The sequence below is a fragment of the Streptomyces aurantiacus genome (assembly GCF_027107535.1).
Lineage (GTDB): Bacteria > Actinomycetota > Actinomycetes > Streptomycetales > Streptomycetaceae > Streptomyces.
Genome location: NZ_CP114283.1, coordinates 7,736,526 through 7,754,321, shown reverse-complemented (window position 1 = coordinate 7,754,321; position 17,796 = coordinate 7,736,526). Strand labels below are relative to the sequence as shown.

General features: G+C 72.1%; 15 protein-coding genes and 1 pseudogene. 11 read left to right on the top strand and 5 right to left on the bottom strand.

Features of this window, described 5'->3' with window-relative positions; genetic code table 11:
- Window positions 1–10 precede the first annotated feature (10 nt).
- A complete protein-coding gene (locus O1Q96_RS36180; protein ID WP_217452544.1) occupies window positions 11–244 on the bottom strand; it encodes an Lrp/AsnC family transcriptional regulator in 234 nt (77 codons plus the stop codon).
- A gap of 233 nt (window positions 245–477) precedes the next feature.
- Here O1Q96_RS36180 and O1Q96_RS36175 point away from each other — a divergent pair, with 233 nt between their 5' ends.
- On the top strand, window positions 478–1,443 hold the full coding sequence (locus O1Q96_RS36175; RefSeq protein ID WP_217452543.1) for a thiamine-phosphate kinase: 966 nt from the start codon (window positions 478–480) through the stop codon (window positions 1,441–1,443).
- Window positions 1,440–2,258, top strand: coding sequence for a bifunctional hydroxymethylpyrimidine kinase/phosphomethylpyrimidine kinase (gene thiD, locus O1Q96_RS36170; protein ID WP_269252151.1), 819 nt, complete (start codon window positions 1,440–1,442; stop codon window positions 2,256–2,258). Before O1Q96_RS36175 ends, thiD begins: the two co-directional genes overlap by 4 nt.
- 135 nt (window positions 2,259–2,393) lie before the next feature.
- Here the strand turns inward: thiD and rpmB are convergent, their stop codons facing one another.
- Entirely contained in the window at window positions 2,394–2,579 is a 186-nt protein-coding gene (rpmB, locus tag O1Q96_RS36165; RefSeq protein WP_079164833.1) for a 50S ribosomal protein L28, read from the bottom strand.
- Window positions 2,580–2,827: 248 nt separating this feature from the next.
- On the opposite strand from rpmB, the gene O1Q96_RS36160 reads away from it, so the two are divergent.
- On the top strand, window positions 2,828–4,612 hold the full coding sequence (locus tag O1Q96_RS36160) for a DAK2 domain-containing protein (protein ID WP_269252150.1): 1,785 nt from the start codon (window positions 2,828–2,830) through the stop codon (window positions 4,610–4,612).
- Window positions 4,613–4,706: 94 nt separating this feature from the next.
- On the opposite strand, the gene O1Q96_RS36155 is transcribed toward O1Q96_RS36160, so the two are convergent.
- Together O1Q96_RS36155 and O1Q96_RS36150 are read right to left on the bottom strand one after the other, a co-directional pair.
- Entirely contained in the window at window positions 4,707–7,688 is a 2,982-nt protein-coding gene (locus O1Q96_RS36155) for a tetratricopeptide repeat protein (RefSeq protein ID WP_419587083.1), read from the bottom strand.
- Between the two features lie 8 nt (window positions 7,689–7,696).
- Window positions 7,697–9,535, bottom strand: a complete 1,839-nt coding sequence (locus O1Q96_RS36150; protein ID WP_269252148.1) for an HSP90 family protein — start codon at window positions 9,533–9,535, stop codon at window positions 7,697–7,699.
- Between the two features lie 164 nt (window positions 9,536–9,699).
- Between O1Q96_RS36150 and recG the strand changes: the two genes are divergently transcribed.
- The 8 genes and pseudogenes from recG to mutM all read left to right on the top strand — a co-directional run bounded on the left by recG (window position 9,700) and on the right by mutM (window position 17,325).
- Window positions 9,700–11,910 carry an ATP-dependent DNA helicase RecG gene (gene recG, locus O1Q96_RS36145; RefSeq protein WP_269252147.1) on the top strand — a complete coding sequence of 737 codons (2,211 nt, stop codon included), beginning with the start codon at window positions 9,700–9,702 and terminating at the stop codon, window positions 11,908–11,910.
- Between the two features lie 161 nt (window positions 11,911–12,071).
- Window positions 12,072–12,668: pseudogene (rsmD, locus tag O1Q96_RS36140) on the top strand (16S rRNA (guanine(966)-N(2))-methyltransferase RsmD); the annotation flags it as partial.
- Window positions 12,669–12,694: 26 nt separating this feature from the next.
- The gene (gene coaD / locus O1Q96_RS36135; protein WP_217452563.1) at window positions 12,695–13,174 is read left to right on the top strand and encodes a pantetheine-phosphate adenylyltransferase; all 480 of its coding nucleotides are present in this window, start codon (window positions 12,695–12,697) and stop codon (window positions 13,172–13,174) included.
- Window positions 13,175–13,284: 110 nt separating this feature from the next.
- A complete protein-coding gene (locus tag O1Q96_RS36130; protein ID WP_269252146.1) occupies window positions 13,285–14,364 on the top strand; it encodes a F0F1 ATP synthase subunit B in 1,080 nt (359 codons plus the stop codon).
- Between the two features lie 129 nt (window positions 14,365–14,493).
- Window positions 14,494–15,132, top strand: coding sequence for a YceD family protein (locus tag O1Q96_RS36125; RefSeq protein WP_269253868.1), 639 nt, complete (start codon window positions 14,494–14,496; stop codon window positions 15,130–15,132).
- A gap of 2 nt (window positions 15,133–15,134) precedes the next feature.
- Window positions 15,135–15,308: a 50S ribosomal protein L32 gene (gene rpmF / locus O1Q96_RS36120; protein WP_006139588.1), complete on the top strand. Its 174-nt coding sequence runs from the start codon at window positions 15,135–15,137 to the stop codon at window positions 15,306–15,308.
- A gap of 7 nt (window positions 15,309–15,315) precedes the next feature.
- Window positions 15,316–16,206: a ribonuclease III gene (rnc, locus tag O1Q96_RS36115; protein ID WP_269252145.1), complete on the top strand. Its 891-nt coding sequence runs from the start codon at window positions 15,316–15,318 to the stop codon at window positions 16,204–16,206.
- Window positions 16,207–16,464: 258 nt separating this feature from the next.
- Window positions 16,465–17,325, top strand: a complete 861-nt coding sequence (gene mutM, locus O1Q96_RS36110) for a bifunctional DNA-formamidopyrimidine glycosylase/DNA-(apurinic or apyrimidinic site) lyase (protein ID WP_269252144.1) — start codon at window positions 16,465–16,467, stop codon at window positions 17,323–17,325.
- Here mutM and O1Q96_RS36105 read toward each other — a convergent pair.
- Window positions 17,298–17,687 (bottom strand): winged helix-turn-helix transcriptional regulator, encoded by a 390-nt coding sequence (locus O1Q96_RS36105; protein ID WP_217452534.1) that lies wholly within the window; start codon window positions 17,685–17,687, stop codon window positions 17,298–17,300. The two genes, mutM and O1Q96_RS36105, sit on opposite strands and share 28 nt — an antisense overlap.
- Between the last annotated feature and the right edge of the window lie 109 nt (window positions 17,688–17,796).

Here is a 17,796-nt window from a genome sequence, read left to right as displayed (position 1 = left end):
TAGACGGGGGCTACAGGTGCACGACCGGGCAGGTCAGGGTACGGGTGATGCCGTCCACTTGCTGGACCTTCGCGACCACCAGGCGGCCGAGCTCGTCCACCGTGTCGGCCTGGGCCCGCACGATCACGTCGTACGGCCCTGTCACGTCCTCGGCCTGGATCACCCCCGAAATCTTGCTGATCGTGTCGGCGACGGTCGACGCCTTGCCGACCTCCGTCTGGATCAGGATGTACGCCTGTACCACGGAACCTCCAGGGCGGCCACGAGGATCATGTGGGGAAAAGGAACGCCACGGTATCGCGTCGCCGCGTACCGCGGGGAGACCCGCGGGGGGCGGGGCTTGCGCGTTGGGGTACACGGACCGCGCTGGTTGACGGCCGACTCGACCGTATCGAGGTCAAGGACCGCCCGCGACCGGGCGCAGGAACAGCAGGAGACGACTCGGTTCATGGGCACGAAGGGAACAGGTGAGACTCGGTGAAGGGAACCGTGGGCGAGTTGGGGGAGTTCGGGCTCATCAAAGAGCTCACCTCACGGCTCACCACCACCCCGGCGGTACGCGTCGGGCCGGGCGACGACGCCGCGGTGGTGGCCGCCCCCGACCGCAGGGTCGTGGCCAGCACTGACATCCTCCTGGAGGGGCGGCACTTCCGGCGCGACTGGTCCACGGCGTACGACGTCGGGCGCAAGGCGGCCGCACAGAACCTCGCGGACATCGCCGCCATGGGCGCCGTGCCGACCGCACTGCTGCTCGGCCTGGTCGTGCCGGCCGAGCTGCCCGCCACCTGGCCCTCCGAGCTGATGGACGGCATCCGCGACGAGTGCCAGGTCGCTGGAGCGGCCGTGGTCGGCGGCGACGTCGTACGCGGCGACACGATCACCGTGGCGATCACCGCGCTCGGCGATCTGCGCAACCACGAGCCGGTGACCCGGGCCGGCGCCCAGCCCGGCGACGTGGTGGCCGTGACGGGCTGGCTGGGCTGGTCCGCGGCCGGGCACGCCGTGCTCTCCCGGGGCTTCCGCTCACCGCGTGCCTTCGTCGAGGCCCACCGGCGCCCGGAACCGCCGTACCACGCGGGTCCCGCGGCCGCCGGACTCGGCGCGACCTCCATGACGGACGTCAGCGACGGGCTGATCGCCGACCTCGGGCACATCGCGGAGGCCAGCAAGGTGCGCATCGACGTCCGCTCGGGTGCCGTCGACATCCCCACGCAGATGAACGACATCGGGCAGGCCGTCGGCGTCGACCCGATCCAGTGGGTGCTCACCGGCGGCGAGGACCACGCGATCGTCGCGACCTTCCCGGCCGACGTGAAGCTGCCCGCCCGGTGGAAGGTGATCGGCGAGGTCCTCAACCCCTCGGCGCTGCCTCAGGTCACGGTCGACGGAGCGCCGTGGACCAGCAAGGGCGGCTGGGACCACTTCGGGGACATCGAGTCGTGAGCGCCCCGCCCCGGGTGCTGACGGTCGCGGGTTCCGACTCCGGTGGCGGGGCCGGGATCCAGGCCGACCTGAAGACCATGCTCGCGCTGGGCGTGCACGGCATGAGTGTGCTCACCGCCGTCACCGCGCAGAACTCCCTCGGTGTGCAGGGCGCCTGGGAGCTGCCGGTGGAGGCGGTGCGCGCCCAGTACCGCAGTGTGGTGGACGACATCGGCGTGCAGGCGGTCAAGACCGGCATGCTCTCCTCCGCCGGACTCGCCGAGACCGTCGCCGAGTTGATCGGCGGCACCGACGCGCCCGCCGTCGTCGACCCGGTCGGTGTCTCCAAGCACGGCGACTCCCTGCTCGCCTCGTCCGCGCTGGACTCCGTACGGACCAAGCTGCTGCCCGTGGCCACGGTGGCGACGCCGAACCTCGACGAGGTGGCCCAGCTGACGGGCGTACACGTCGAGTCGGAGGACGGGATGCGGCGGGCGGCGGCGGCCGTGCTGTCGTACGGGCCCGCCTGGGTGCTGATCAAGGGCGGTCACCTGCGCGGGGACGCCGTGGACTTCCTCACCGACGGCTCCGAGGAGCTCTGGCTGCGCGCGCCCCGGCTCGACAACCGCCACACCCACGGCACGGGGTGCACGCTCGCGAGCGCGATCGCCTCGCAACTCGCGAAGGGAGAGGCGGTGCCGGAGGCGGTCGTGGCGGCGAAGGAGTACGTCACCGGGGCGATCGCGGCCGGATTCGTCCTCGGGGGCGGGATCGGGCCGGTGGATCACGGGTGGCGGTTCAGAGCGGCCCGCAGCTCAGGCACGCAGGGCACGTAAGCGTGTGCGCACGCGCTCGCGTGCCTGGGCGCGACCCCGGCCGTCCCCGCGTCCGAGCACAGCAAAAAGCCGGTACACCGCGAGGTGGACCGGCTTTGAGCAGCGAACCAGCAGTGGCCGCGCGCTGGCAGAACGTCAGCGCGAAACCTTGCCGGCCTTGATGCAAGAGGTGCAAGCGTTCACGCGCTTCGGCGTCCCGCCCATCACGGTACGGACGCGCTGGATGTTCGGGTTCCAGCGACGGGACGTACGGCGGTGAGAGTGCGAGATGTTGTTGCCGAAGCTCGGCCCCTTGCCACAGACGTCGCAGTTGGCAGCCACGGGTCACTCCAAAGACTTCAGATGCTCTTACGGTTGATCCCGGCATGCCGAGATCAAGATCTAGGATCTGAGTGGCGGTGCCAGGGGGAAGGCCCGATGAGATCGGGCAACCGGAGCAGCATACAACGACTGCGTCCGTACAACGAAACTACCATGGCCGGGGTGGGTGACCTCCCCGGCCCTCTTCCGGCGGGAACCCGCTCCGGGTCTACGCTGCGTCCGGGATTCGGCTGCTCAAGGAGGCGCAGGTGCCGCAGGTGCCGCAGACATTGGACGCATCCGCGGTACGTGCCTGGTGCGGATTCGCGCTGGCGGCCCTCGGCCGCGCGCGCGAGGAGATCGACGCGATCAATGTCTATCCCGTCGCGGACGGGGACACCGGCACCAACCTCTATCTGACCGTGGAGTCGGCGGCCGCGGCGGTCGAGGCCGTCTTCGCGGGCCACGCCACCGTCTCCGCCGGCCGCGCGGCGCCCGGCGCCGTCCCCGGGGTGCCGGTGGTCGATCGGCCCTCGCTCGCCGACGCCGTGCACGCCATGGCGCACGGCGCGCTCATCGGGGCCCGGGGGAACTCCGGGACGATCCTCGCGCAGCTCCTGCGGGGCATGTCCCAGGTGCTCGCCGCCGACAGTGACGCCGCCCACGCCGACGGCCCGGGCCTGGGGCTCGCCCTCCGGCACGCCGCCGACGCGGCCCGGCTGGCCGTCGCGCGCCCGGTCGAGGGCACGGTCCTCACCGTCGCCACGGCCGCCGCCGACGCGGCCTCCGGCGCGGACGGGGACTGCGCGGTGGTCGCGCGGGCCGCCTACGAGGGCGCGCGGGCGGCCCTCGCGGCGACTCCCGGGCAGCTGGCGGTCCTGGAGCGGGCCGGCGTGGTGGACGCCGGCGGACGCGGACTCGTGGCCGTGCTCGCGGCACTGGTGGAGACGTTCACCGGCGAGGCCCCCGCGGCCGGAGCGGTGCCCGTGCTGGCGTCCCCCGCGCGCGTGGGGGACATACCGGACGTGACCGCACCGCACGCGCGCGTGGACGCCGCCGTGACGGAGCCGCCCGCAGACCCGGGCGACGCGGGGGAGTGCGCAGCCGGCCCCGAGCAGGAGGAGAGCGGCCCCGCGTTCGAGGTGATCTACCTCCTGGAGGCGGACGACGCTGCCGTGGTCCGGCTGCGCGACCGGCTCGACGCGCTCGGGGACTCGCTCGTCGTGGTCGGCGGCGACGGCCTGTGGAACATCCACGTGCATGTCGACGACGCGGGCGCGGCCGTGGAGGCGGGCGTCGAGGCCGGCCGGCCGTACCGGATCCGGATCACGCACTTCGGCCTGGACGACGCGCACACGACGGGCTCGACCACCCGGCCGGTCCGGGAGCGGACCCAGCGCGCGGTCGTGGCCGTCGTCCCCGGCGAGGGTCTCGCGCGGCTCTACGCCGAGGCCGGGGCCACCACCGTCCTCGCCCGACCGGGGGAGCCGCCGGCGAGCGGGGAGCTCGTCGAGGCGGTACGGCGGGCCCACGCGGTCGAGGTGGTGCTCCTGCCGAACGACGCCGAGCTGCGCCACACCGCGGCCGCGGCGGCCGAGCAGGCCCGGGCCGAGGGCGTCAGGGTCGCGCTGATCCCCACCCGCTCCGCGGTGCAGGGCATCGCCGCACTCGCGGTGCACGAGCCCGAGAGGCGCTTCGACGAGGACGTGGTCGCGATGACCTCGGCCGCCGGAGCGACCCGGCACGCCGAGGTGGAGGTCGCGGAACGGCAGTCCTGGACCATGGCCGGCATCTGCCAGGCCGGTGACGTCCTCGGCCTCATCGACGGGGACGTGGCCGTGATCGGCTCCGACGTCACGGCCACCGCCGAGGCGGTCCTGAACCGGATGCTCTCGGCGGGCGGCGAGATGGTCACCCTGGTCCTCGGCGACGAGGCCCCGGACACCATCGCGGCCCACCTCGAAGCCCGGGTCCGGGAGTCCTACCTGGCGGTGGACACGGTCGTGTACCGGGGCGGACGCCAGGGAGCCCTGCTGCTGATCGGCGTGGAGTAGGCCCGCGCCCGGCCACGGCCGACCCGAGGCCGAGGAACGGCCCCGGGGGCGAGGCCCCTGCGACCGGCCCTGCGACCGCCCCTGCGGCCGAGCGCTACTCGGCCGGCTCCGTCGCCCGCAGCAGCCGCTCCGCCTCGGCCCGTCGCGCCGTCACCGTCTCGTCCGCGTCGTCGTGCCCGGCGTACGCGGTGAGTACCGCACGCGCGCGGGCGGCCGCCCGGCCGGGGTGCTCCAGGTCGGCCTCCAGCCGACCGGCGGCGAGTTCGGCACCCGTACGGCTGTGGAGCGCGTCCTCGCCGAGCGAGAGGAAGCCGGAGACGGCCAGGGCGATGTGGGCCAGCGCCTCCTCGAACAGGGCGCGGATCGCGTCGTCGTCGGCGTCGTCGGATACGGAACGGGCGACCAGATCGCCGAACTGCCGGTGCGTGTGGGCGAGTTCGGTCACCAGCAGCTCGCGCGCGCCGTCGTCCTCGGGCTCCGCGGCCTCGCACGCGCGGACGGCCGTGCTCATCAACTCCCTTGCCGCGTCGAGCCCGGCGGCCTCCCTGTCACCTCCGTCGTCCGTGCTGTCCGCGTCGTCGGCGCCGTTCACGCGGTCCGCCCGCACCACGAGCCACGCGCGGGCCCGCAGCGCGCGGATCAGCCCGTGGACGTTGCCGAGGGACCGCCACAGGTCACCGGCGCGCTCGTACGCCTGCTCCGCCTCGGAATCGAGCCCCGCGTGGCCCAGGGCCTCGGCGGCGAGATGGGCGAGCATCGCGTGGTCGTGCTGCTCGGGCCACCGCCGCGCGATCTCGGCGGCCCGCAGCCAGTGTTCGGCCGCCTCACGGTGCTCGCCGAGCTCGGTGAGGCAGTCGCCGAGCCACCACCGGGTCTGCACGACCGCCCCGTCGCCGTGCGTCCGCGCGTCCAGTTCCGGCAGCACCGACTCCAGCACCACGGCGGCCTCCGCCCACCGCCCCTGGCGCAGCAGGAAGCCACCGAGCTGATGCCTGGCCCAGGCGCCCAGAGTGGCCCCCTCACCCCCCTCGTCGGCCCAGTGCGACGCCTCCAGGGCGTGGTCCGCGGCAGGCCCGAACCGTCCGGTGGCGCCCAGCGTCTCGGCCAGCTGGAGGTGCAGCTGGGCCTGGCCCGTCGCCTCCATGAAGGGCGCCCCGTGCTCCAGCGCCGCCCGGGCCGCCCGCTCGGCCGCCTCGGCGTCGCCCAGATGACGCGCGAGCCCGGCGAGCCGCGCCTCGTACTCCACCGCGAACCACGGCAGCCCGGCCGCGACGAACGCCTCCGCGGCCCGCGTGAGCAGCTCCGCGGCCCTCTCCGCGTCCTGGGCGTGCGCCGCGAGCATCCCGAGCATGGCCTGGGCCTCGGCGGCGCGTGCGGCCACCAGGAGATCGTTGCCCGCTTCCGGCTCGGCGAGGGCCAGCAGCTCCCGGGCGGCGGTCTCCGCGGCGGCCAGGACCTTGGACCCGTCCCCCGCCCCGTTCGTCTCGGCCGCCTCCTGCACCCGCTGCAGCAGGATGCGTGCCCGTCCCACCAGCACCGAAGCGGCCTGCCGGACCCCGGTGCCGCCCTCCGCGAAGAGCGCGAGAACCAGCTCGTACGGCTCCGAGACCGCGGCCAGCGCCTCCTTGCTCCGGCCGGACAGGGCCAGTACGTACGCGCCACGCGCGCGCGTGGCCAGCGCCTCGCCCGGGTCGCCCGCCTCCTCGTACAGCTCGGCGGCGCGGGCGAACAGCTCCACGCCCTCGGGCCCGAGGCCCATCGCCCGGTGGTCGGTCATCTCGGCGCGGTCGCGCGGAGACAGTTCCCCGTCCCCCAGCGCCTCGGCCACCGCCGCCCACGCCGTGACGGACTCCGGGTGCAGGGACTCCGACAGCCGGCGGGCCTCGGTGAGCAGCGCGGGCAGATCCGGCCCGGTGGCGGCCGCGGGAGCCGGCACGGGCCTGACGGGAGCGGTCACGGCCCGTGCCGACCGGACGCCCAGCGGCAGGCGCTCCACCAGAGGCCGCTGGTCCATGCGCCGGCGGACCCGCCCGCTCACGTACGCCGTGCCGTTGCGCTCGTCGAAGCGCCCGGCCAGCAAAAGGGCCTCCACGCGCGCGTGGGCGGCGAGTTCGCTCGCGGTCCAGGTGCGGCCGGCCGGACCCGGCACGTCCTGGGTACCGAACCCGAGGGCGGTCAGGCGGTCCGCCAGCAGGGCGACCACGGCCAGGAAGTCCATCCGGCTGCGTGGCTCCCCGCTGTCCGTGAAGTACGCGGGACGCTCCGCGAGCAGCTCCAGGGCACGTGCCTCGTTCCCGGTGAGCGCGCAGAACTCCACGTGGTCCGCGTACGCGCCGCGCATGCTCTCCATGGGGCGCACGAGCCGGAAACCGCGCAGGTGGTGGGCCCGCGCCTCGTCCAGGCGGCCGAGCCGCAGCAGGGGCAGCAGAGAGGACGCGAGGACCGCGTGCGGTTCGTGGGCGCACGTGTACTCGCCCTCCAGGACGGGCCGCCACAGCTCCAGGGCCTCGGCGTCGGCGCCCCGCTCGGCCCGCCACCAGCCCTGGTCGTGCAGTTCACAGGCGTGGCAGTCGGCCATCCGGTCCCGGTCCGCGGCCAGCCACGCGGTGTACGCCCGCTCGGCCCGGGCCATGTCCCCGATGGACCGCGCCACCGTGAACTCGGTGCTGCGGACCGCCCGTTCCGAATGCCCGGCGAGCCGGTAGCGGTGCTCCATCTCGCCGAGCCACTTCTCGATGGAGGCGAGCGGGATGTGCGGCTGGCCGATCATGCCCGAGGACACCCACTTGAAGACCCAGTGCAGGGAGTGGGTCTCGTACTCGTCGAAGTCCTCGGGCCGTTCGTCCCACATGCGCAGCAGGCGCGCGAAGGGGACGAACATCCTGTCCTTCTCGGAGCTGTAGTTGTAGACCTTCAGCTGGTGGCCGAGCGCCTCGATCACGGCCAGCGGGATGTTCAGCTTCTCGGCCTCGGCGAGCAGCTGCTCCGCGCGCGCGTTGCGGGCGGGCCCCTCCGGCTGCTCGTAGTTCTCCTGCATCGCCCGGCGCAGCGTCTCGAAGTCCATGCCTGAGTCCATGGGACGGCTCATCGGGGACCCTCCTCCGGGGGGTTGCTGTGGGTGGCCCACTCCAGGAGCCCGATGAACGCCCGGTTCAGGAGCGCCGAGTCCGCCGGCCGCAGCGGGCGCTGCGCCATCAGAAGGGCCTGTCCGTAGAGCGACTCCGTGGCCGTGCCGATCAGTTCGCGGTCGTCGAGCGAACTGATCCGCCGGATCAGCGGGTTCAGGTGGTTGAGCACCAGACGCGCGCGCGGGGCGCTGCCGCGCAGGGAGCCGAGGATGCCCGCCCACAGGTCGTCGGCCTGCTCCTCGGCGTCCGCGCGGGCCTGCTCGTGGCGGGCCGACCGGTCGTCCAGGTGCAGGGCGGGCACGGACAGCGGATGGAAGGCCCGCAGGACGACGTCGCACCCAAGGGGGTCGAGTTTCGCCCGCGCGGCTCCCAGGAAGGCCGACAGAGCCAGTTCCTCGGCGGGGTCCACCGCGTCCAGATGCGCGGTCACCGTGTCGGCGTCCAGCTCCGCCACGACCGTCCCCGGGCGCACCGAGGGCAGCGCCTCGACGAGCTCGCTGTCGTACGTGTAGCCGCCGTTCACCACGCCCACGCCCTGCGCGGACGCGATCGGCGCGACCTGGCGGTACTCCTCCACGGTCCGCGTGAAGTGCACCACCGGGTGCCGCTGGGCGAACTCCTCCAGCGACAGATGCCCGTCGGTGGTCTCGAAGGGCAGCCACGGCAGCATCGTGCGCAGCATCTCGCTGTCGTGCCGCGCCAGGGACTTGACCCCCAGGTGGTGCACCGACAGGAAGGCGGCCAGCCGCTCCGGATCACCGGCCGCGAGCCCCGTCAGCCAGGCCCGGATCCGCTCGCCCAGCGCCTCCCGCACCCCCGCCAGGGTCTCGTCCTCGTACAGCGACTCCCTCGACGCGGTGGGCCGCAGGCTGTCCGTGTCGAGGACACAGCGCACGAAGAACGCCCAGTCGGGCAGCAGTTGTTCGGCCCGCTCGGTGAGCAGCATGCCCTTCAGGTGCACACGATGACCGGCGCGCTGGGCGGGGCTGACCGCGGACGGCAGCACGTACGCCGTCCCGCGGATCCCGGCCAGCGGCACGTTCAGCTCGATCGAGTCCAGCGGCGTGAACCCGAACAGGTCGTGGCAGTGCCGGGCCAGGGCCACCCTCCGGGTGGCTGGACTGGGGTAGGCGCGGTCCCAGGGCGCCGGAAGGTCCGTCACCGTCTCGTCGCCCACCCGGACGTCGTACGGCAGCAGCGATCCGAAGTCCCGGGCCAGCGACAGCACCCGGTCCGCGGCCAGCCAGTCCGCGGCGCCCGGGCGGGCCTCCAGGTACACGGTAGTGCCCGGTTCGGCGCGGGCCGCGTGCGGCAGCGTACGGACCGTGTAGGAGCCGTCGTCGGTCGCCGTCCACTCGACGGGCGGCGCGTCGGGCGTGCGCGCGCTGCGGCTCACCACGCGGATGCGCTCGGCGACCACGAAGCAGGCGAGCAGGCCGATGCCGAACTGGCCGAGGAAGTCGGAACGGGCCGACTCCAGGCCGTCGGCCCGCTTGGAGCTGCGGCCGATGGTCGCCAGGAGGCTGTGCACGTCCGTCTCGGTGAGCCCGATCCCGGAGTCCTCCACGCGCAGGGTGCCGCCCCCGGCGAACAGCCGCACCAGGGCAGGCGCGTCCGGCTGCTCGGCGCGGCGGGCGGTGATCGCGTCCACGGCGTTCTGCAGCAGCTCCCGCAGGTAGACCTTGGGACTGGAGTAGAGGTGATGGGAGAGAAGGTCCACGAGGCCGCGCAGGTCGACCTGGAACGTACGAGGTGACTGGGATGCCTGAGATGACTGTGAGGTCTGGGAGTCCATACGTCGCTGCGCCGGTGGGGGGACGTGCGACGGCGCGGGGTCGGGCGGTCCCGGGACGAGATGACCGCGAACAGGGCCGGAGCGGGTCATCCTAGGCCCCGAACGAGCCGTCTGACCAGCGGATTTCCGGGACGTATACGGCATTGTCAGTGCCGTGGTGTGCAATGGATCTCGTGCCCGTGCTCGAAGAACCACTGAAGAAGGTGCTCGGACCCGCCACCGCGAAGGTGATGGCCGAGCATCTCGGCCTGCACACCGTCGGCGACCTGCTGCACCACTATCCGCGCAGGTACGAGGAGCGGGGACAGCTCACCCACCTCGCCGACCTCCCTCTGGACGAGCACGCGACGGTGGTCGCCCAGGTCGCCGACGCCCGCCTGCTCACGTTCGCCTCGCCCAAGGCCCCCCGCGGCAAGGGCCAGCGCCTCGAAGTGACCATCACGGACGGCAGCGGCCAGCTCAAGCTGGTCTTCTTCGGCAACGGCGTGCACAAGCCCCACAAGGAGCTCCTGCCCGGCACCCGCGCGCTGTTCGCGGGCAAGGTCTCCGTCTTCAACCGCCGCCTCCAGCTGGCCCATCCCGCGTACGAGCTGCTGCGCGGCGACGCCGAGTCCGAGACGGTGGACACCTGGGCCGGAGCCCTGATCCCGCTCTATCCGGCGACCGCCAAGCTGGAGTCCTGGAAGATCGCCAAGGCGGTGCAGACCGTACTGCCGAGCGCGCAGGAGGCCGTCGACCCGCTGCCCGACCCGCTCCGGTCCGGCCGGGGCCTGGTCTCCCTCCCCGAGGCCCTGCTGAAGATCCACCGCCCGCACACGAAGGCGGACATCGACGACGCCCGCTCCCGCCTCAAGTGGGACGAGGCGTTCGTCCTCCAGGTGGCCCTCGCCCGCCGCCGCCACGCGGACGCCCAACTGCCCGCCGTGGCACGGAAGCCCAAGAAGGACGGACTGCTGTCCGCCTTCGACGCCAAGCTCCCCTTCACCCTCACCGAGGGCCAGCAGAAGGTCTCCAAGGAGATCTTCGACGACCTGGCCACGGACCACCCGATGCACCGGCTGCTCCAGGGAGAGGTCGGAAGCGGGAAGACGATGGTGGCCCTGCGCGCCATGCTCGCCGTCGTCGACGCGGGCGGGCAGGCGGCGATGCTGGCGCCCACCGAGGTGCTCGCCCAGCAGCATCACAGGTCGGTCACCGAGATGATGGGGGAGCTGGCCGAGGGCGGCATGCTCGGCGGCGCCGAGGACTCCACGAAGGTGGTGCTCCTGACCGGTTCCATGGGGACGGCCGCCCGCCGTCAGGCGCTGCTGGACCTGGTCACGGGCGAGGCCGGGCTGGTCATCGGCACACACGCGCTGATCGAGGACAAGGTGCAGTTCCACGACCTGGGGCTGGTCGTGGTGGACGAACAGCACCGCTTCGGCGTCGAGCAGCGCGACGCCCTGCGGGGCAAGGGCAAGCAGCCGCCGCACCTCCTCGTGATGACCGCCACGCCCATTCCCCGCACGGTCGCCATGACCGTCTTCGGCGACCTGGAGACCTCGGTCCTGGACCAGCTCCCCGCCGGGCGCTCACCCATCGCCAGCCATGTCGTCCCGGCGGCCGACAAGCCCCACTTCCTCTCCCGCGCGTGGGAGCGCGTCCGGGAGGAGGTCTCCAACGGACATCAGGCGTACGTCGTCTGCCCCCGCATCGGTGACGAGGACGACGACCCGAAGAAGTCCAGGAAGAAGCCGTCTCCCGAGGACGAGGCCGAGAAGCGCCCGCCCCTCGCGGTCCTCGACGTCGCCGAGCAGCTCGCGAAGGGCCCGCTCCAGGGTCTCGGGGTCGAGGTGCTCCACGGCCGTATGCCCCCGGACGACAAGGACGCGGTGATGCGCCGCTTCGCCGCGGGGCAGACGCAGGTTCTGGTCGCCACGACGGTCATCGAGGTCGGGGTGAACGTACCGAACGCGACAGCGATGGTGATCATGGACGCCGACCGGTTCGGCGTGTCCCAGCTCCACCAGTTGCGGGGCCGTGTCGGCCGTGGCTCCGCCGCGGGCCTGTGCCTCCTCGTCACCGAGATGCCGGAGGCGAGCCCGGCCCGCCGACGGCTGATGTCGGTGGCGGCCACGCTCGACGGCTTCGAGCTCTCCCGCATCGACCTCGAACAGCGGCGGGAGGGCGACGTCCTCGGCCAGGCCCAGTCCGGCGCCCGCACCTCACTGCGGATGCTCGCCGTCATCGAGGACGAGGAGATCATCGCCGAGGCCCGCGAGGAGGCGACCGCGGTGGTCACCGCCGACCCCGACCTGGAGCACCTGCCCGGCCTGCGTACGGCCCTCCAGGCCCTGCTGGACGAAGAGAGGGAGCAGTACCTGGAAAAGGGCTGAGCGCCGGGGCGAGCCTTCCGGGGCACGCCTCCGGGCGCGGGGCTGTCTGCGTGTGCGGCTCCCGGCGGGCGCGAGCGATCGGGAACGGCCTGGCGGTCGCCGCCCCCACGCGAACCGTCCCCCACCTGCCAGACTGAACCCGTGACCACCCCCTCGACCAAGGACCCCAGATGACCCGCGTGATCGCCGGCACCGCCGGCGGACGACGCCTGGCAGTCCCGCCGGGCACCGGCACAAGGCCCACCTCGGACCGGGCCCGCGAGGGGCTCTTCTCCACCTGGCAGTCCCTGCTCGGCGGCCCCCTGGACGGCGACCGCGTCCTCGACCTGTACGCGGGCTCGGGCGCCGTCGGCCTGGAGGCGCTGAGCCGCGGCGCCGGACACACCCTCCTCGTGGAGGCCGACGCCCGAGCGGCCCGCACCATCCGGGAGAACGTGAAGGCGCTGGGTCTGCCCGGCGCCGAGGTCAGGTCAGGCAAAGCGGAACAGATCATCCGTACCGGCGAGCCGACGGCCCCGTACGACCTGGTGTTCCTCGATCCGCCGTACGCGGTCACGGATGACGATCTTCGGGAGATCCTGCTCACACTCCGGGCCGGGGGCTGGCTCACGGGCGACGCACTCGTCACCGTTGAGCGCAGTACCAGAGGCGGCGAATTCCGGTGGCCCGACGGCTTTGAGGCACTGCGGTCCCGTCGTTATGGCGAGGGAACGTTTTGGTACGGTCGCGCCGCCTCTACGTGCGAAGACGCACGATGACCGGACCGGAGAGCGAGGGATCTGAAGTGCGCCGCGCCGTCTGTCCCGGGTCGTTCGACCCGATTACCAACGGACATCTCGACATCATCGCCCGAGCCTCCAAGCTGTACGACGTCGTGCACGTCGCGGTGATGATCAACCAGTCCAAGAAGGGCCTCTTCGAGATCGAGGAGCGGATCGACCTGATCCGTCAGGTCACCGCCGAATTCGGGAACGTCGAGGTGGAGGCCTTCCACGGCCTTCTCGTCGACTTCTGCAAGGAGCGCGACATCCCGGCCATCGTCAAGGGGCTGCGGGCGGTCAGCGACTTCGACTACGAGCTGCAGATGGCCCAGATGAACAACGGCCTCTCGGGTGTCGAGACCCTCTTCGTCCCGACCAACCCCACCTACAGCTTCCTCTCCTCCTCGTTGGTCAAGGAGGTCGCGACCTGGGGCGGAGACGTCTCCCACCTGGTGCCGCCGCTGGTCCTCGAAGCGCTCTCCGAGCGCCTCAGGAAGGACTGAGAAGTCCCCGTGTGCCTGACAGTCCGTCATCCGGTGTCGGGCGGGGCAGGTGTGGTCGTACAGTCGAACCGTCCGTCTCCATCACAGCTGTAGAGAGTGGCGAGCACACGGTGGACGTGCAGAAGAAGCTCGATGAGATCGTCTCGGCGGTCGGCAGCGCCCGTTCCATGCCCATGTCGGCCTCGTGCGTGGTCAACCGCGCCGAGCTCCTCTCCCTGCTCGAAGAGGTGCGCCAGGCACTGCCGGGCTCTCTCGCCCAGGCCCAGGAGCTGATCGGCGGCCGCGAGCAGATGGTCGAGCAGGCCCGCCTGGAGGCCGAGCGGATCATCGAGTCCGCGCACGCCGAGCGCGGTTCGCTGATCTCCGACACCGAGGTCGCCCGCCGCTCGCAGAGCGAGGCCGAGCGGATCCTCGCCGAGGCCCGCAAGGAGGCCGAGGATGTCCGGGCCGAGGCCGACGAGTACGTCGACTCCAAGCTCGCCAACTTCGAGGTCGTCCTCACCAAGACCCTCGGCTCGGTCGGCCGGGGCCGCGAGAAGCTCCTCGGCACCGGACCCGGCACCGACGAGCGGGGCTACGAGGACGAGGACGCCCCCGAGCGCAGCCACGACCCGGAGACCCTGCGCCGCAACGCCGACGAATACGTCGACGTCAAGCTCGGCGCCTTCGAGGCCGTCCTCGCCAAGACCCTGGACGCCGTCGGCCGCGGCCGCCAGAAGCTGCACGGCAGGATCGCCAGCGACGACCTGGGCGAGCTCGGCGCCTTCGGGGAGGACGGGACGACGGGGCACACCACCGACGCCGAGTACCTGGAGGGCCTCGCGGAGATCCCCGAGCGGTCCGCCCGGGTCCAGCCCGCCGCCCGGCCCCAGCCCCCGGCGGTCCCGGCCCAGCAGCAGTACGCGCAGCAGGACGCCTACGCCTACCAGCAGCAGGCCACCGACCCCTATGGCTACCAGCAGCAGTACGCGCAGCAGGACGGGTACGGCTACCAGCAGGCCGACCCGTACGCCGCCTACCCGCAGCAGGGTTACGACCAGCAGGCCCCGTACGACCAGGGCCAGCAGCAGGGCTACGCGCCGGCCCCCCAGACGCCCCAGGCGCAGGGGAACACGCTCGACGAGACCAGCCTCTTCGACACCACCATGATCAGTGCGGAGCAGCTGAGAGCGTACGAACAGGGCCGCTGAAGCCGGATTGGGCCGAGAGCGAAAGGTCCAGTATCCTGGCTCTTCGGTCGCGTGTACGTCCGCGATCACCGCTGCCCTGGAACTTCGGGGGCAGCCTCCCGAGTTACTAGATCGAAAGCAGGAACGGCTCTGAACGCCCGCCTCGACCACCGCAACCCTCTCGTGTTCGACACACACGAGCTGGGGCGGCGTCCCGGTGCGCTGCAGCGCCTGACCCGTGAGATCGACACTCCCAAGGACTTCGGTATCCAGGGAGTCATCGGAGTGCCGGAAGGCGCGCCGCTGAAGCTCGAGCTCCGTCTTGAGTCGGTCATGGAAGGGGTGCTTGTCACAGGCACCGCCCGTGCACTGGCCAAGGGGGAGTGCGTAAGGTGTCTGGAGCCGATCGAGCAGCAGCTCGAAACGGATTTCCAGGAGATGTTCTCGTACCCTGACGCCGACGACCGGGGCCGTGTGAAAGCGGAGCCGGCCGACGACGCCGAGGAAGACGAGGACACGCTCTTCATCGAGGACGGTTTGTTCGACCTCGAACCAGTGCTGCGTGATGCGGTGGTGCTCGCACTGCCGATGCAGCCGGTGTGCCAGGACGACTGCCCGGGCCTGTGCTCCCAGTGCGGAGCCCGGCTCGCGGACGACCCGGACCACCACCATGACGCCGTCGACATCCGTTGGGCGGCACTGCAGGGACTCGCCGGTTCACTCGAAGATGGCGAGAAGGACGAGATCAGCGGCGCCGAAGCAGGCGTCGACGAGAAGCAGGAGAAGTAGCCGTGGCTGTTCCGAAGCGGAAGATGTCGCGCAGCAACACGCGCCACCGCCGGTCGCAGTGGAAGGCTGCGGTCCCCACCCTGGTTGCGTGCGAGCGCTGCCACGAGCCCAAGCTGCAGCACATCGCGTGCCCTGCTTGCGGCACCTACAACAAGCGCCAGGTCCTCGAGGTCTGAGCGGCTGGTGAGAGGCACTGTGTCCAGCCCCAAGAAGGCAGACGACGCCAAGGCGGACGTCAACGCCAAGAAAAAGGCGGAGAACACAGCCTCGTCCCACACGCTTCTGGAAGGGCGGCTCGGGTACAAGCTCGAGTCCGCCCTTCTGGTGCGTGCACTGACCCACCGTTCGTACGCGTACGAGAACGGCGGTCTGCCGACCAACGAGCGCCTGGAGTTCCTCGGGGACTCCGTGCTCGGCCTCGTGGTCACGGACACGCTGTACCGCACCCACCCCGACCTGCCCGAAGGCCAGCTGGCCAAGTTGCGGGCCGCGGTGGTCAACTCGCGTGCGCTTGCGGAGGTGGGCCGTGAGCTCGACCTCGGCTCCTTCATCCGGCTCGGCCGGGGCGAAGAGGGCACGGGCGGCCGGGACAAGGCGTCCATCCTCGCCGACACCCTTGAAGCGGTGATCGGCGCTGTCTATCTCGACCAGGGTCTGGAATCGGCGGGCGAACTCGTCCACCGTCTCTTCGACCCGCTGATCGAGAAATCCTCGAATCTGGGCGCGGGCCTGGACTGGAAGACCAGTCTCCAGGAGCTCACGGCGACCGAAGGGCTCGGTGTTCCCGAGTACCTGGTCACCGAGACCGGCCCGGACCACGAGAAGACCTTCACAGCTGCTGCCCGCGTCGGAGGCGTCTCGTACGGCACCGGCACCGGCCGCAGCAAGAAGGAGGCCGAGCAGCAGGCCGCGGAGTCCGCCTGGCGGGCCATCCGCTCCGCCGCGGACGAGCGGGCCGCTGCTGCGGCAGCCGCCGAGGCTCAGGCCCCGACGGTTGCAGAGCCGGTCGAGCCGGTCGAGGACGAGGCGGTCGACGCCTCCTCACCGGCGGCGTCCGACCCGGCTTCGGCCTGACGAACCGACCTTCGCCCGCCCCCGGTCACCGGGGGCGGGCGAAGTCGTTCACCGGCACGGAAGCCGGCGGGCCGGTCCCGTGGAGAGCCCGCCGCGTCCCTGTCGTGTGCGCGACCAGCCCTCACCGGCCCGCCGCCGCCGACAACGCCGCCGCGGGCAGGGGCGGGCGACCGTGTTCCGCGCACCCGGAGGTACGCTGCGGGCGCGCGCCGCAACCATGCCGCCCGCCCAGTCGGCTGCCGCTCCCAAGGAGAAACCGTGCCCGAACTGCCCGAGGTCGAGGTCGTACGGCGGGGCCTCGAACGATGGGTCAGCGGCCGGATCGTCGCGGACGTCCAGGTGCTGCACCCCCGCGCGGTACGCCGGCACATCGCCGGCGGCGAGGATTTCGGAGCCCGGCTGAAGGGCCACCGCGTCGGACTGGTCCAGCGCCGCGGCAAGTATCTCTGGCTGCCGCTCGCGGACTCCGCGACCGCCGTGCTCGCACACCTCGGGATGAGCGGACAACTCCTCGTCCAGCCGCAGGACGCCGCCGACGAGAAGCACCTGCGCATCCGCGTCCGGTTCGCGGACGACCTCGCCACGGAACTCCGCTTCGTCGACCAACGCACCTTCGGCGGGCTCTCGTTGCACGAGACGTCGTCGGACGGGCTGCCCGACGTCATCGCGCACATCGCCCGCGACCCCCTGGACCCCTTGTTCGACGACGACGCGTTCCACGAAGCGCTGCGACGCCGGCGCACGACCGTCAAACGCGCCCTGCTCGACCAGTCGTTGATCAGCGGTGTCGGCAACATCTACGCGGACGAGGCACTGTGGCGTGCGCGGCTCCACTACGAGCGCCCCACCACCGGGTTCACACGCCCGCGCACGGCCGAACTCCTGGGCCACGTACGGGATGTGATGAACGCGGCCCTCGCCGTCGGCGGCACCAGCTTCGACAGCCTCTACGTCAACGTGAACGGGGAGTCGGGCTACTTCGACCGCTCGCTCGACGCATACGGCCGCGAGGGGGAGCCGTGCCGGCGCTGCGGCACCGTGATGCGGCGCAGGCCCTGGATGAACCGGTCCAGCTACTTCTGTCCGCGCTGTCAGCGTCCGCCGCGCGCGGTGTCGTAGCGCTCACGCGCCCCGAGCACGTCCGCCATGCGCCCCTCCACGAAGTGGATGAGGGCCAGCAGCCGCCCGGCGACCTCGCGGCCGAGCGGCGTCAGCTCGTAGTCCACCCGCGGCGGGTTCGTCGGCTGTGCCTCCCGGTGCACCAGCCCGTCGCGCTCCAGCGCGTGCAGCGTCTGGGAGAGCATCTTCTCGCTCACGCCGTCCACGCGCCGACGCAGTTCGTTGAAGCGCAGCGAGCCCTCGTACAGCGCTCCCAGCGTGAGCGCGCCCCAGCGCCCCGTGACGTGCTCAAGGGTGCCCCGGGACGGGCACGCCCTGGAGAACACGTCGAACGCGAGGTCGGGCCGATCCGTGAGGTCCATGTTCCGAGCCTACTCCTGGACAGCGCTGTCCAATAGGTTGCGCTAACCAGAATCGGGCAGACCGGTGCCGGTGCCGGACACGGCTGTGCCCCGGTCCGGGGCTTCCGGG

Coding starts and splice junctions, on each gene's coding strand:
- O1Q96_RS36155 (WP_419587083.1), bottom strand. CDS start 7,688: ATGGACTCAGGCATGGACTTCGAGACGCTGCGCCGGGCGATGCAGGAG.
- O1Q96_RS36105 (WP_217452534.1), bottom strand. CDS start 17,687: ATGGACCTCACGGATCGGCCCGACCTCGCGTTCGACGTGTTCTCCAGG.
- recG (WP_269252147.1), top strand. CDS start 9,700: ATGGATCTCGTGCCCGTGCTCGAAGAACCACTGAAGAAGGTGCTCGGA.
- O1Q96_RS36150 (WP_269252148.1), bottom strand. CDS start 9,535: ATGGACTCCCAGACCTCACAGTCATCTCAGGCATCCCAGTCACCTCGT.